A 12,618-nucleotide genomic window follows, 5' to 3' on the forward strand; every position below is an offset into this window, starting at 1 on the left:
CACGGGAGCACGGCCCGGCGCCGCGGGCGGTCGCCGGCCGCCGTCAACTGCCCTCCGGCAGCCGCCCGACGGGCAGCCGCAGCGTCGTCAGCGCGCCCCCGTCCGGCGCGTTGGCGAAGCTCAGCGCGATGTCCAGCACCGCCGCCTGCCCGCTCGCGATCGTCAGCCCCAGCCCATGGCCGCGCCCGCGCCCCGGCTCCCCGGTACGGAACCGCTGCGGGCCGTGCTCGATCAACTCGGGCGGATAGCCCGGCCCGTGGTCGCGGATCGTCACCACCGGGCCCTCCACCGTGACCTCCACCGGCGGCAGCCCGTGCTTGTGCGCGTTGACCAGGAGGTTCGCCAGGATCCGGTCCAGCCGCCGCCGGTCGGTGAGCACGGTCGCGTCGCGCACCACCCGCACCGAGGCATCGGGGCCGTCGCCCTCCACGGCCCGCCGCACGGCCCGGCCCAGCTCCACCCGGTCCAGGTCGGCCCGTTCGACGCCCGCGTCCAGCCGGGAGATCTCCAGCAGGTCCTCGGTGAGCAGGTGCATGGCCTTGAGCCGGTCGTTGATCATCTCCTTGGGGCGGCCCTCGGGCAGCAGGTCCGCCGCGGCCAGTGAGCCGGTCAGCGGGGTGCGCAGCTCGTGCGCCACATCGGCCGTGAACCGCTTCTCGGCCTCCAGCCGCTCCTGGAGCGAGGCCGCCATGGTGTCCAGGGCCCGCGCCACGTCCCGTACCTCGTCCCGGGAGCGCCCCTGGGCCTTCCCGGCGGGGAAGCCCACCCGGGCGTCCAGGTCCCCGGCGCTGATCCGGCGGGCCACGGCGGCGGTGGTGGCGAGGCGCCGGCTGATCCGGTCGGCGAGGAACAGCCCGGCGAGCGCCACCGCCCCGGCGGCCAGGGCCGCCGAGGCGAGGATCGCGGTGTCGATGTCCCGCAGCCGGTCGCGGGTGCTGCCGAAGGGGATCCACACCGCCAGGGCCTTGCCGTCGGCGGGCCCGGCGGCCCACATCACGGGCTTGCCGTCCTGCTCGCCGACCATGCTGCCGGTCTGCCCGCGGGCCACCAGCGCCCGCAGCGGGCCGGGCAGGCCGGGCGGGTCCAGGGCGGAGGCCACGTCGCCGTGCGCGGTGCCGTACTCGTAGTGGCCGAGGGCGTGGTCCAGGTCCGCGTCGGCCGCCTTGCGGACCTCGCCGACGATCTGCCGGGCCACCACGTTGTGCACGAGGATCCCGAGCGCGGCGGCCACCGCGCAGCAGACGGCCGTGGTGGTGAGGGCGATCTTCCAGCGCAGGCTGCTCAGCGCGCGCATCGGGTGCCGTTCGCGCTCGACGGGGTCTGGCCGGTGCCGGGGCATTCGTCGAGGGTGAGCTGGCTCAGGTTCATGATCCCGGCCCGCGGGTCCCACACGTAGTCGGAGACGGAGACGTACTTCGGGTTCGTGGTGGGCTCGCGGACCGCCAGGTGCTCGGCGGCCACCTCCACCCCCTCCAGCACGGCCCGGCGGGACAGGATCCGGGCGATGCTGCCGTCGTCCCGGACGGTGTAGACGCGCAGCTCGCTGAGCCGGCCGTCGAGGTCGACGGCGGTGATCAGCTCGTCGCGGCCGTTGCCGGTGAGGTCGTGGAGCACGGCGGGGCGCACGGGGCAGTCGGGCCCGCCGTCCACAGCCTGTGTGCAGAGCGCGAGCCGCTGGGGGGCGCGCGGGTCGACGAGCCGCCCGGTCCCGCCGTCCTGGGCCACGGCGGAGGCGACATCGGCCCGCACCACGTCGAGCGCGTCGACCGTGCTCAGGTCCAGCCCGCGCACCTTGGGCAGGCCCGGGACCACGGCGGCGGTGCCCGGCCGCTCGGCCGCGTCGGGCGGGGCCGGGCGGATGTCCTTCCACAGGGTCCGGGGGGCGTGCACGGTGCCCCGGTCGCCCTCGCTCTGGAGCCCTTCCACGTCGGCGCACCCCGTCGCCCCGAGGAGGAGGGCGAGGGCCGTGGCGGCCGGGGCGCGGTGCATGCTCCGATGCTCCCCCGTCCGGCCCGGCGCGGCCCGGGGCGGTGGCCCGTTCGGGGGACCGCCGCGCGCGGGCGCGGACCGCTCCGGTCAGTTCTCCTCGGGCCGGGTGATGCCCCGGGCGGCGGCGACCTCCTGGCGGACGGGCGCCAGTACGCTCGTCCCTTCGCCCTCCGCCTCCCCCTCGCCCCGGACCGGGACGGTGCTGCTGCGCACCCGGGCGGCCAGCTCCCGCAGCTGCCGGGCGATCGCCTCGACCTCCTCGGCGGCGGGCGGCTCGGCCCCGTGGTTGACCCGGACCCGCGCGGCCGTGGTGGCGTCCACGATCCGCTCGACGGCGACCACCAGCGGCCACCAGGCGGCGGCCCGGGTGCCCGTGGGCGGCGGCTCGGTCAGGGCCCGCTGGAACTCGCTGCGCACCCCGGACAGGTCCCGGTAGATGCGCCGCCGGGCCTGGAGTCGGGCGGTGCGCGCGGCGGCCAGGGCGGCCTCGTCGGGGGCCGGGGCGAAGGCCCGTTCCAGATAGCGGGCGGTGTCGTCCACGGTGTCGGCGAGCCGGTCGCCGATCCGGGTGTGCCAGCTCTCGGGCCACAGCAGATAGCCGGCGACGAGGGTGATGGCGCAGCCGATGAGGCTGTCGATCAGCCGGGGCCGGATCAGGTCGAAGCCCTGGTGGTTGAGGAGGTCCGAGAGCAGCAGGATCACCGGGGTGATCGCGGCGGTCTGGAAGGCGTACCCCTTGGCGGAGAAGACCGGGATCAGCGCCCCCAGCACCATGATCACCGGTACGTCCCACCACCCGCGCGGCACCTCGGCGAGCACGGCGGCGGCCACCACCAGGCCCAGCGCGGTGCCGACGGCGCGCAGCACCGCCCGGGAGAACACCGAGCCGAAGTCCGGCTTGAGGACGAAGGTGACCGTGAGGGCGATCCAGTAGGAGCGCTCCACCTCGACCACCGATACGAGGGCCTGCGCGAGCCCGATGCACAGCGCGAGCCGCAGCCCGTACCGCCAGGACGCCTCGGACAGCATCATGTCGCGCACGATCCGCCGGGCCCGCACCCGCAGCGCGGCGGGCCTGCCGAGGCGGTCGTCGACGTTGTACGGGTCCGGCGCGGCCAGCGGCACGGTCGCGGCGGCGTGCCGCAGCGCGGCGTCCACGGCCCGCTCGGCGGGGGTGTGCGCCTCCGGCAGGTCCAGGACGGGCGCGGTGGTGCGGCCCTCCTCGACGGCGGCGGCCAGCTCCCGCACGGCGGCCGGGATCCCGGGCGGCAGCGGCCGTCCGCGCAGGTGGGCGGCGGGCGCGGCCTCGACCAGCGGGATCACCACATTGAGCTGGGACAGCATCCGCACCAGCGAGGGGCTGCGGCCGTGCACGCGCGCCCGGCGGCCCAGGATCAGGTCGTACGCCTGGTTGAGGGCCCGGGTGACCTCCCGGCGGCGCTCGTCGTAGACCTCGGCGGGGCCCCCGGCGGCCTCCAGGGTGTCGGCGAGGGCCCGGTAGGTGGCGGCGACGGCGGCGCGCTCGGGCCGGCGTCCGCGCAGCGGCCAGCCGAGCAGGGTCAGCGCGAGCACGAACAGCCCGCCCGCGGCCAGCAGCAGCGGCGCCGTCCACCAGGGCCGCGGGAGCGGCAGCCCGGCGCCGACCACGGCGTTGAGCAGGAGCAGCAGCCCGGAGACGGAGGCGACCGTGCCGATGGAGGAGATCATCCCGGAGACCAGGGCGATCAGGGTGAGCGCGCCGACGGCCAGCCAGCCGTGCCCGTAGACCAGGGTGCCCAGGGCCACGCCGACCGCGCCGAAGCACTGGGGGACGGCGATGTTGAGGACGCGCATCCGGTAGGCGTCGGCGGTGTCCCCGATGACCCCGGACAGGGCGCCCATGGAGGCGAGGGCGCCGTACTCGGGCTCGTCCAGGGCGAAGCCGACGGCGAGCGGGACGGCCATGGCCACCGCCGCGCGCCCCGCGGCGGCCCAGGGGACCGGGGCGGTGGTCGGTTTCAGCCCCCGCAGCAGCCAGGCGGGCGGGGCCAGCGGATGGTGCCGGGCGCGCCGCGCCGCCGTGTGTTCGGTGCGTTCGGTGCTCATTCCCGCTTCCGTGCCGCTGCTCGCGAATCGGTTCTTCCGGTCTGTTCCGCGCAGTTCTACGCGGGTCGGTACCTTCCGAGCTTATGGGGTGCGGCGCACCCGTCCGCTCACCCATGCGGCCAGCGCCGCGACGAGCCCCGCCACCAGCACCACCCAGGCGGTGGTGCGCAGGAAGGCGGTGAGGGCGTCGTAGACGGCGCCGGCCGCGGCCCGGTCGATGTCGGCGGGCAGATCGTCGAGGGTCAGCCTGCGGCACACGGCCACCGTGATCCACAGCAGCACGGCCCCGACCGCCAGCCCCAGCCCGGTGGCCAGGACGGCGCGCCGCCGGTGGACGGCGACCGCGATGGCCGTCGCGGCCAGGAGCAGGGTCAGGACGGGGAGCCAGACGCCGGCGATCTGGAGCATGCGGAAGCCTTTCCGGAGGGCGCCGAGGTTGTCGTACTCCATGACCTCCACGGACAGCCGCTCGCTCACCGGGATGCGGTCCGCGAAGGGCACGTCGTCGGCGACGAGTTCGCTCTTGATGCTGGCCACGACGGGGGCGAGGTCGATGGTGACGGCGTTGCCGTGGCCGGTGGTGAGCGCGTCGAGGAAGGCCGCGTGGGCGGCGCGGTTGGCCGCGTCCCAGGCGGTGCGGTAGGCGGGGGTGCCGGCGAAGGAGCGCAGAGCATCGCCGAGCAGGGCGTCCACGCCGGACTGGAAGGGGCCCACGTCGATCTGCCCGGACAGGGCGCGCGCGGTCTGGGTGACGACGACCTCCTGCACGGCCGGGTCCTCCGCGAGGGGGGCCATGGCCGCGGTGTAGCGGTCGGCGTCGCCCAGTTCGCGGTCGGCCCAGTACGCGACGGCGCTCGCGGGCACGAGCAGGGTCACGAGCACGATGAGTACCGCCGACAGGATGGTGCGCACGTCACCAGGGAAAGCGGGCAGGCGGGCGGGCGCGAGCGGGGTTGCTGCGGTCGGGTGGCCGACGCCTCCTTGCCGGGAAATATCCTGGACATCTAATATCCAGGATATGAGGATGGGCGAGGGAGTCGAGTGGGCGCTGCACAGCTGCGTCAACCTGGCCTGGAGCGGGCCGGACCGGGCCGTCCCGGCGGCGCGGCTCGCCGCCTGGCACGACCTGCCCGCGGCCTACCTGAACAAGCAGCTCCAGGCCCTGGCCAGGGCGGGCATCCTCACCTCCAGCCCCGGCCCGCGCGGGGGGTTCCGGCTGGCCCGTCCGCTCGACACCATCTCCCTCATGGACGTGGTCGCCGCCGTCGAGGGACCGGAGGACGCCTTCCGGTGCCTGGAGATCCGGCGCCAGGGCCCCGGCGCGGCCACCGGCCCGGAGGACGCGCCCGACAACGGCTTGGAAGGCGGCGGGCCGGAAGGCGGCGGTCCGGAGGGCGGCGGGGCGGACTGCGCCATCGCCCACGCCATGGGCCGGGCGGACCTGGCCTGGCGCAGGGCCCTGGCCGCGCAGAACCTCGACGAGATCCGGCGGCAGGCGGAACGGCAGGCCCCCGAGGCCCCGGCCCGCCTGCGCGCCTGGCTCGCCGCGCCATGACGCTCGTACGCACACGCACGCAGACGCACCGACACCGACACCGCAACGGACACAGGGAGTTCGGCATGACGCGCAGCATCATCAACCCGGCAGGTCTCCACAACCCGACCAACTTCGGCTACAGCCATATCGTCTCCGCCCCCGGCGAGCAGGTCTTCATAGCCGGCCAGTACGGCTCCGACGAGAGCGGCCACGTCGTCTCCGACGACTTCGCCGCCCAGGTCGAGCAGGCGTTCCTCAACCTCCGCACGGCCCTCGCCTCGGTCGGCCTCGGCCCCACCGACGTGGTCCGCATCGGCACGTACGTCGTCGGCCACGACCAGGCGAAGCTGGCGGTGCTCCTCAAGCACCTGCAGGGCACCTGGGGCACCGACCTGCCCGCCCAGACCCTGATCGGCGTGGCCTCCCTCGCCCTGCCCGGGATGCTCTTCGAGATCGACGCCGTGGCGGTCCGCCCCTCCGACCACCGCTGATCCACTTGCCGCGCGGTGGCGGCGGGTGTGCCCTGGATGATGGGAGAGAGGAGCCCGCCATGGCACACGCGGCACCCGCTGCCCCCGGGCGGCACCGGCGGTCTGCGGACATGACCCACCTGAGCAAGGGCGCCTATGTGCGGCCCCTGCTCCTCGGACTGGTCTACGGAGTCTGGGCGGCCTTCATCGAGCGGCAGACGGGCCCGGTGACGGTCGCCAATGTCCTCTTCGGGATCCTGTGCGGCCTGGTCTTCGCCGGGATCATGTTCGGACTGGCGCGCATCGGGCCGCGGCTGATGCGCGAGGCGCACGCCGCCGCCTACGGGGCCTTCGGCGGTATCGCCGTGGGCTACCTCCACAGCCTGACCGACGAGTCCATCCTCAAGTCGGTCGTGATCGGCCTGGCGGTCGCGGTGGGCGTCGGCGCCACCGCCTTCTACCGCTACTACACCCACGAGAACTGACCCGGAGGGCCGACGGGAGCAACGGGACCGGCCCGGCCGCGCGATGCGGCCGGGCCGGTCCCGTATGCGTACGGCCCCGCGCTACGGGCGGACGGCCACCGCGCCGTGCTGCGGCTCGGCGTCCTCCTCCGCGGCCGTATCGGGGATCTTCGCCGTGGTGGCGGGCTCGGTCTGCCGGACCGGCGGGGAGAAGCGGGCGGCCTCGGCGCGGAGCATGGCGTTCAGTGCGGCGTACGGGTCGATGGGCATGGCGGAACCTCACGGTGCTCAGGGGGGTGTGGGGGCTGCGCGCGGGGGACCGGGCTCGCTGCGCGAACCGGGCCCCGGGGCCGCTCAGCAGCGCAGGACCACACTCCGCACCGCCCGCGCGGACGCGCCCGGCGCGCCCGGCTCCGGGAAGGGCCCGCACCGCGGGCCGTCCTCGTGTTTCACGTGAAACATCGTCAGCGGGGCCCGGCGTACGCCGCTCACCCCGCGCCCGGCCGCCCGGACGGCCGCCCGTGCCTCGGGATCGGCCGCCGGATCCGACGGCCCCTCGGCGGGCTCGGCCGGTACCCGCGGCTCCGCCGGTTCGGCCGGGGCCCCAGGCTCGGCGGGCGCCGCGGGCGCGCCCGGCGCGCCCGGCGCTCCCGGCCCGCCAGGGGCCGCGGGAAGCGCGGAGGCGGGCCGGTGATCAGCCGCGGCCGCGGCGCCCGCCGGACCGGCGCCGAACACGCACAGCAGCACGACACAGGCCGCGGTCAGCGCCCTGGTCAGTGCCGTCCGTGCGGATCGCCTCCAGGTCATGCGGCAGATGTGCCCCGCTCCGCGGCGCGACTCTCCGGCGGGGCCCGAGAAGCCCCCGACCGGGGGACGAAAACACCCCCGACGGCTGACAGCCCGTCACCCCGGGCACCCCGGCCGCCCGGATCAGCCGCTGACGCGATGCCCCGTCAGCCGGGCCAGTACGGCGGTCTCCCCGCCGATCAGCCGCAGTTGGGCCCGCCCCGGCCGCTCCTCCGGCGCCGACGCCGGCCCGGGGGAGACCCGTACGACGGTGAACACGGCCGTACGGCGGTCCGCGCGCGGGATCTCGATCGTCCGGCCCCGCCGCAGCTCGCCCAGCGGCAGCCCGTCCCCGGTGACCACCGCGGTCCCGGCCGCCCCGGGCGCCGGACCGTCGGCGTCCCAGGAGACCCCCTCGCGGCCGCCGCCCAGCGGTACGTCCACCCCGAGGCTCGGGATCCGCAGCCGCAGCGGCCGCGCGGAGCGCAGGGGCCCGCTGACCGTCCGCAGCGGGCCCCCGGCCCCCTGCGGCGGGCGGACGGTCCGGGCGCGCTCCTGCTCGCCCAGCTCCAGTTCCCGGACGAGCCGGCGGTGCCCCGACAGGCCCAGGGCCCGGGAGGGCAGCGCGTCGTCGGTGGTCGCGGCCGCGGGTCCGGCCCCCTCCGTGCGCTGCAACGCCACGACGGTGGTGGACAGCAGAGCCACCGTCAGCGAGGCGACGACCCACTGGGCGCGGGGCATGGGATTCCCTCCTGTCCGGCTCGGGCGGCCGGGTCATGTGAGCAGTGGACACCTCCTCTGCCCATCGGCATCCCGTGAAACACGGGGGAGGGCCCCCAGGTCACGGGGACGCGCCCGCACGAACGCGGAGTCTTCCCAGCTCGCGGCGGGTCGGCGCGCGGCCGCCCGGCGGCGGCCGGGCTACGCCCGAACGGGTGAGCCCCGAGGGTTACAGGACGACGGCGGCGGTGCCCGCCCCCATCAGCGCGGCCGCGAGATGCACGGCCGGGTGCCCGTAGTCCCCGTACCAGAGGTGGCGGGCCAGGCCGCCCAGCGCGGCCAGAGCGGCGATGACGCCGATCTGGCCGAACAGGGTGACGGCGCAGCAAGGGGCCAGGAGCAGCAGGAACGAATTCAGCCAGAACGGGGCGGCACCCGTCCAGCCCCGCCATTCCCTGATCGCCGTCGCCATGGACTACCGGCCCCCTTCATCTCAACTCGTGGGCTGCACAGCCTCCTTGGGTGCGGGGTCGGGCACAAGGGCCCGTTCGGCTAGAAAACCGGGGAGCAGGCCGAAACTCGTCTACGGCGGGCCCGGTCCCCTCCAGGGGGCCCGCGACAGCGGCGAGAAGCGCGGCGCCTACGCTCCCCCCATGAAGACCCCGCTGGTCCGTGTCCACCTCGTCCGGCCCGCCCTGGACGAGGCCGCCCGCCAGGGCCGTTTCGCCGCCCCGCTGCCCTGCCCCGGCCACGACGGGCTGCGCGGCCTCGACCACGGCGCCTGGACGGGGCTGACCCTGGACGAGGTCGCGGCACGGGAGCCGGAGGCGGTCCACGCCTGGCTGACGGATCCCGGCTACGCCCCGCCGGGCGGCGAGTCCGTGGCCGCGCTGACCGCCCGGGCGGGCGCGGCGCTGGCCGCGCTGCCCCCGGGCACGCACCGGCTCGTGGTCGGGCAGGCCGTCGTACGGGCGGCGGTGGTGCACGCCCTGGAGCTGCCTTCGGCCGCGTTCTGGCGGCTCGACGTGCGGCCGGAGTCGGTGACCACCCTCACCGGCCGGTCGGGCCGCTGGAACCTGCTGGTGGGCCGGCCCGAGGAGGGGCCGGAGGGCGCGTGGACGGCGTAGGCCGGGGGGACGGCGTACCGGTCAGGCGACGATCCAGTCGGAGGTCGCGATGACCGGCCGCACACCGTCCCGGTGGATGGTCCCCTCGATCAGGCCGTACATGCGGTCGGCCGCGAAGTAGACCTCGTTCTCGTTCTTGAGGCCGAAGGGCTCCAGGTCCACGAGGAAGTGGTGCTTGTTCGGGAGGTTCAGGCGCACCTCGTTGACCTTGGGGCAGTGGTCGAGCACCCGCTCGGCCATCTGGTTCAGGGTCTGCTGGAGGGAGTAGGAGTACGTCTCGGCGAACGCCTCCAGCAGGTGCTTGCGGACCTTCTTGTACGACTGGTCCCAGTCGTGGCCGGCGTCGTCGGCGGCGAGCGCCGAATGCGCCCAGCGCGCGGTCACCTTGGTCGCCAGGATGCGGTCGTACGCCTCCTTGAGGGTGGTGTACCGGTCCTTGATGTAGCCGTGGAACTCGGAGTTCGTCGAGTTCATCACCGTCAGGTCCTTGAGCCCCGAGATGACCTGGAGGCCGCTGGTCTCGCTGTAGGTGATCTGCGCGGTGCGCACCTCCTGGCCCTTGAGGGCGAAGGAGTGCTGCTCCTTGCGGGTGGGGACGGGGATCCGCTCCCAGGCGAACTCCTCGATGCGGATCTGCGCCTCGCGGATGGGCTGCTGGGAGGAGACGAAGTGCTTGGCGAGGAGGATGCCGAACGCCTCGGGGGAGGCGACGCCGTGCTCCTTGGCGAAGGCGTACACGGTGTTCTTGGTGGTGTCGGTCGGCAGGCAGTTGGCGTTGTCGCCGGTCAGGTGGACGTCGCGGAACTCACCGCGCAGCGCGACGGAGACGTTGAGGTCGCGGATCTCGTGCCAGGACCCGTCGTTGCCCTTGCGGGTGACCTTCACGATGCGGTTCTCGGCCTTGCCGTACTGGTTCTGGGCCAGGACGTGCTTGCTCATGCTGACTTCCTTCGGGTACTCGGGAACACGGAGTCCGTTCATCTGGATCCCGTACGCCCGGCGTCCAGCGGTCCGCTCCGTGGAGTGGGGCCCGCTCCCCGCCGTTCGGCCCCGAGGGGCCGCCCCGGGACTGACGTGCATCCCGGTCCGTAGGTGCTCGGCCTTGTGGTGCTGGACGGCCTGCACGGATTGCAGCACGGGTTCGGCGCCCCGATCACCGGACGAATCATCCGAACACCAGCACCGACACCTTGGGCGACCCCACAGAACCGCAGGTCAGACCGTGTGCGTGTCCGCCACCGCCAGGGCCTCGTCGAGGACGGCGAGCCCCTTGGCCACGTCCTCGGCCGAGATGTTGCAGGGCGGCGCGATGTGGATCCGGTTGCCCGCGAGCAGCGGCCACAGCCCGCCCTTGCGGCAGGCCGCCCCGAACTCGGCCATGGGGGCGTTGTCGGCGCCGGAGGCGTTGTAGGGCACCAGCGGCTCGCGGGTCTCCCTGTTCCGTACGAGTTCCAGCGCCCAGAAGGTGCCCAGCCCGCGGACCTCGCCGACCGAGGGGTGCCGCGCGGCGAGCGCGCGCAGTCCGGGGCCCAGCAGCTCGCTGCCGGTACGGGCCGACCGCTCGACGATGCCTTCCTCCTCCATCACCCCGATGGTGGCGACGGCCGCGGCGCAGGCCAGCACGTGCCCGGAGTACGTCAGCCCGCCCGGGTAGGGCCGGCGGGCGAAGGTCGCGGCGATCTCCGCCGAGATGGCGACCCCGCCGAGCGGGACATAGCCGCTGGTCACGCCCTTGGCGAAGCACAGCAGGTCCGGGGTCACCCCCCAGTGCTCGGCGGCGAACCACCTGCCCGTCCGGCCGAAGCCGACCATGACCTCGTCGAGGATCAGAACGATGCCGTGGCGGTCGCAGATCTCCCGTACGCCGGGCAGGTAGCCAGGCGGCGGGACGAGCACACCGGGGGCTCCGCCGACGGTCTCCAGGATGACCGCGGCCACCGACTGCGGGCCCTCGAAGACGATGGTGTCCTCCAGATGGCGCAGCGCGCGCTCGCACTCCTCGGCCTCGTCCGCCGCGTAGAAGGGCGAGCGGTAGGCGAAGGGCCCCCAGAAGCGCACGACGCCGGCGGTCGCGGAGTCGTTGCCGAAGCGGCGGGCGTCGCCGGTCAGGTTGATCGCGGCGGAGGTGGCGCCGTGGTACGAGCGGTACGCGGACAGCACCTTGGGGCGGCCGGTGTGCAGCCGGGCCATGCGGACGGCGTTCTCGACGGCCTCGGCGCCGGCGTTGGTGAAGAAGATCTTGTCGAGGTCGCCGGGGGTGCGCTCGGCGATCAGCCGCGCCGCCTCGGAGCGCACGTCCACGGCGAATCCGGGCGCGACGGTGGTCAGCCGGGCGGCCTGCTCCTGGACGGCGGCGGTCACCTTGGGGTGCTGGTAGCCGATGTTGGTGTAGACGAGGGCGCTGGAGAAGTCGAGGTAGCGGTTGCCCTGGTAGTCCCAGAAGTACGAGCCCTCGGCGCCGGCCACGGCGAGCGGGTCGATGAGCTCCTGTGCCGACCAGGAGTGGAAGACGTGCTTCCGGTCAGCGTCTTTCACGGTCGCGAGGGCATCGGCTGCTGCGTTCATGGAACGAGAGTAGACGTCCGGCATGTGGACACGGCCGGGGTGCGCCAACGCGCAGCCCCGGGCGGTGGGCGGCCGGGGCCGCCCACCGGATACGGGTGAGGCAGACGGGCGGGGATGCTGGGCGGGGGCTCGGGGCTACTTGTCGGAGTAGCTGAAATCTCCGACGGTCCACGCGTCGACGTCGGCCAGCGCGATCCGGTACATCCCGCCGGTCTCGGGGATGCCCAGGGTGCCCTGGAGGATGCGCGCCACGTGGAAGTGCAGGTGCGAGGGTGGTCCGGCGGGCGGTCTGGCGCCGCCTTCCGGGGAGCTGAACACCTTGGCGAACGGCCCGAGCCGTTCGGAGTCCTGGAGGACCTCGGCCACCCGCTGGCGCCAGACGCTCTCGGGGGCGAGCCGGCCGGTGATGACGGCGCCGTGGACGACGACGGTCAGGGACATCTGATTGGTCTGCTCCGACTCGACCGTGGCGGCGAGGTCGACGAGCAGGTCGTCAGGGATCGACATGGGCAGGGACTCTAGCAAGCGCGCTCGGGCCCCGGCGGTGCTTGTGCGCAGGACGGCCGGCGGCGGACGGACCACGGCCCACGCGAAGGGGCCGGTGCCCGCACGGAGAGTGCGGGCACCGGCCCCTTGCCGTCGGCGGACGCGTCAGGCGGGAACGATGTTCTCGGCCTGCGGGCCCTTGTGGCCCTGCGTGACGTCGAAGGTGACCTTCTGGCCTTCCTGGAGCTCGCGGTAGCCGGAAGTGGCGATGTTGGAGTAGTGGGCGAAGACGTCCGCGCCCCCGCCCTCCTGCTCGATGAAGCCGAAGCCCTTTTCCGCGTTGAACCACTTCACGGTTCCGGAAGCCATGCGCGTTCTCCTCTGGGGAA

Annotated in this window: 15 protein-coding genes; 4 read left to right on the forward strand and 11 right to left on the reverse strand. The window is 74.5% G+C overall.

Annotated elements, in window-relative coordinates; genetic code table 11:
* Positions 1 to 43 precede the first annotated feature (43 nt).
* The 4 genes from ABZ873_RS01565 to ABZ873_RS01580 all read right to left on the reverse strand — a co-directional run bounded on the left by ABZ873_RS01565 (position 44) and on the right by ABZ873_RS01580 (position 4,986).
* The gene (locus ABZ873_RS01565; RefSeq protein WP_360863762.1) at positions 44 to 1,339 is read right to left on the reverse strand and encodes a HAMP domain-containing sensor histidine kinase; all 1,296 of its coding nucleotides are present in this window, start codon (positions 1,337 to 1,339) and stop codon (positions 44 to 46) included.
* The gene (locus ABZ873_RS01570) at positions 1,282 to 1,989 is read right to left on the reverse strand and encodes a hypothetical protein (protein ID WP_360863764.1); all 708 of its coding nucleotides are present in this window, start codon (positions 1,987 to 1,989) and stop codon (positions 1,282 to 1,284) included. Before ABZ873_RS01570 ends, ABZ873_RS01565 begins: the two co-directional genes overlap by 58 nt.
* Before the next feature lie 87 nt (positions 1,990 to 2,076).
* Positions 2,077 to 4,074, reverse strand: a complete 1,998-nt coding sequence (locus tag ABZ873_RS01575; protein ID WP_360863766.1) for an FUSC family protein — start codon at positions 4,072 to 4,074, stop codon at positions 2,077 to 2,079.
* Between the two features lie 81 nt (positions 4,075 to 4,155).
* Entirely contained in the window at positions 4,156 to 4,986 is an 831-nt protein-coding gene (locus ABZ873_RS01580; protein WP_360863768.1) for a hypothetical protein, read from the reverse strand.
* A 112-nt stretch (positions 4,987 to 5,098) separates the two neighbouring features.
* Between ABZ873_RS01580 and ABZ873_RS01585 the strand changes: the two genes are divergently transcribed.
* From ABZ873_RS01585 to ABZ873_RS01595, 3 genes are all read left to right on the forward strand, one after another.
* On the forward strand, positions 5,099 to 5,629 hold the full coding sequence (locus tag ABZ873_RS01585; RefSeq protein WP_360863770.1) for an Rrf2 family transcriptional regulator: 531 nt from the start codon (positions 5,099 to 5,101) through the stop codon (positions 5,627 to 5,629).
* A gap of 65 nt (positions 5,630 to 5,694) precedes the next feature.
* Positions 5,695 to 6,102, forward strand: coding sequence for a RidA family protein (locus tag ABZ873_RS01590; RefSeq protein ID WP_360863771.1), 408 nt, complete (start codon positions 5,695 to 5,697; stop codon positions 6,100 to 6,102).
* Positions 6,103 to 6,212: 110 nt separating this feature from the next.
* Positions 6,213 to 6,566: a hypothetical protein gene (locus ABZ873_RS01595; RefSeq protein ID WP_360863773.1), complete on the forward strand. Its 354-nt coding sequence runs from the start codon at positions 6,213 to 6,215 to the stop codon at positions 6,564 to 6,566.
* 81 nt (positions 6,567 to 6,647) lie between these two features.
* Here the strand turns inward: ABZ873_RS01595 and ABZ873_RS01600 are convergent, their stop codons facing one another.
* From ABZ873_RS01600 to ABZ873_RS01610, 3 genes are all read right to left on the reverse strand, one after another.
* Complete coding sequence (locus tag ABZ873_RS01600; RefSeq protein WP_360863775.1) at positions 6,648 to 6,815, reverse strand: hypothetical protein; 168 nt, start codon at positions 6,813 to 6,815, stop codon at positions 6,648 to 6,650.
* A 660-nt stretch (positions 6,816 to 7,475) separates the two neighbouring features.
* Positions 7,476 to 8,072, reverse strand: coding sequence for a class F sortase (locus ABZ873_RS01605; RefSeq protein ID WP_360863777.1), 597 nt, complete (start codon positions 8,070 to 8,072; stop codon positions 7,476 to 7,478).
* Positions 8,073 to 8,280: 208 nt separating this feature from the next.
* Positions 8,281 to 8,523, reverse strand: coding sequence for a hypothetical protein (locus tag ABZ873_RS01610; protein WP_360863779.1), 243 nt, complete (start codon positions 8,521 to 8,523; stop codon positions 8,281 to 8,283).
* 181 nt (positions 8,524 to 8,704) lie between these two features.
* Between ABZ873_RS01610 and ABZ873_RS01615 the strand changes: the two genes are divergently transcribed.
* Entirely contained in the window at positions 8,705 to 9,178 is a 474-nt protein-coding gene (locus tag ABZ873_RS01615; RefSeq protein ID WP_360863781.1) for a histidine phosphatase family protein, read from the forward strand.
* A 21-nt stretch (positions 9,179 to 9,199) separates the two neighbouring features.
* On the opposite strand, the gene pucL is transcribed toward ABZ873_RS01615, so the two are convergent.
* The 4 genes from pucL to ABZ873_RS01635 form a co-directional block, all read right to left on the reverse strand.
* Positions 9,200 to 10,117, reverse strand: coding sequence for a factor-independent urate hydroxylase (gene pucL / locus ABZ873_RS01620; protein ID WP_360863783.1), 918 nt, complete (start codon positions 10,115 to 10,117; stop codon positions 9,200 to 9,202).
* A gap of 276 nt (positions 10,118 to 10,393) precedes the next feature.
* Positions 10,394 to 11,743 (reverse strand): aspartate aminotransferase family protein, encoded by a 1,350-nt coding sequence (locus ABZ873_RS01625; protein WP_360863785.1) that lies wholly within the window; start codon positions 11,741 to 11,743, stop codon positions 10,394 to 10,396.
* Positions 11,744 to 11,878: 135 nt separating this feature from the next.
* Complete coding sequence (locus ABZ873_RS01630; RefSeq protein WP_360863787.1) at positions 11,879 to 12,250, reverse strand: hypothetical protein; 372 nt, start codon at positions 12,248 to 12,250, stop codon at positions 11,879 to 11,881.
* Between the two features lie 144 nt (positions 12,251 to 12,394).
* Positions 12,395 to 12,598, reverse strand: a complete 204-nt coding sequence (locus tag ABZ873_RS01635; RefSeq protein ID WP_360863789.1) for a cold-shock protein — start codon at positions 12,596 to 12,598, stop codon at positions 12,395 to 12,397.
* Positions 12,599 to 12,618 lie beyond the last annotated feature (20 nt).

This window comes from Streptomyces sp. NPDC047014 (assembly GCF_040644195.1).
In the GTDB taxonomy this organism is placed as follows: Bacteria; Actinomycetota; Actinomycetes; order Streptomycetales; family Streptomycetaceae; genus Streptomyces.

Coding starts and splice junctions, on each gene's coding strand:
- pucL (WP_360863783.1), bottom strand. CDS start 10,117: ATGAGCAAGCACGTCCTGGCCCAGAACCAGTACGGCAAGGCCGAGAAC.
- ABZ873_RS01590 (WP_360863771.1), top strand. CDS start 5,695: ATGACGCGCAGCATCATCAACCCGGCAGGTCTCCACAACCCGACCAAC.
- ABZ873_RS01570 (WP_360863764.1), bottom strand. CDS start 1,989: ATGCACCGCGCCCCGGCCGCCACGGCCCTCGCCCTCCTCCTCGGGGCG.
- ABZ873_RS01610 (WP_360863779.1), bottom strand. CDS start 8,523: ATGGCGACGGCGATCAGGGAATGGCGGGGCTGGACGGGTGCCGCCCCG.
- ABZ873_RS01630 (WP_360863787.1), bottom strand. CDS start 12,250: ATGTCGATCCCTGACGACCTGCTCGTCGACCTCGCCGCCACGGTCGAG.
- ABZ873_RS01575 (WP_360863766.1), bottom strand. CDS start 4,074: ATGAGCACCGAACGCACCGAACACACGGCGGCGCGGCGCGCCCGGCAC.
- ABZ873_RS01595 (WP_360863773.1), top strand. CDS start 6,213: ATGACCCACCTGAGCAAGGGCGCCTATGTGCGGCCCCTGCTCCTCGGA.
- ABZ873_RS01605 (WP_360863777.1), bottom strand. CDS start 8,072: ATGCCCCGCGCCCAGTGGGTCGTCGCCTCGCTGACGGTGGCTCTGCTG.
- ABZ873_RS01635 (WP_360863789.1), bottom strand. CDS start 12,598: ATGGCTTCCGGAACCGTGAAGTGGTTCAACGCGGAAAAGGGCTTCGGC.
- ABZ873_RS01565 (WP_360863762.1), bottom strand. CDS start 1,339: ATGCCCCGGCACCGGCCAGACCCCGTCGAGCGCGAACGGCACCCGATG.
- ABZ873_RS01585 (WP_360863770.1), top strand. CDS start 5,099: ATGGGCGAGGGAGTCGAGTGGGCGCTGCACAGCTGCGTCAACCTGGCC.
- ABZ873_RS01615 (WP_360863781.1), top strand. CDS start 8,705: ATGAAGACCCCGCTGGTCCGTGTCCACCTCGTCCGGCCCGCCCTGGAC.
- ABZ873_RS01625 (WP_360863785.1), bottom strand. CDS start 11,743: ATGAACGCAGCAGCCGATGCCCTCGCGACCGTGAAAGACGCTGACCGG.
- ABZ873_RS01600 (WP_360863775.1), bottom strand. CDS start 6,815: ATGCCCATCGACCCGTACGCCGCACTGAACGCCATGCTCCGCGCCGAG.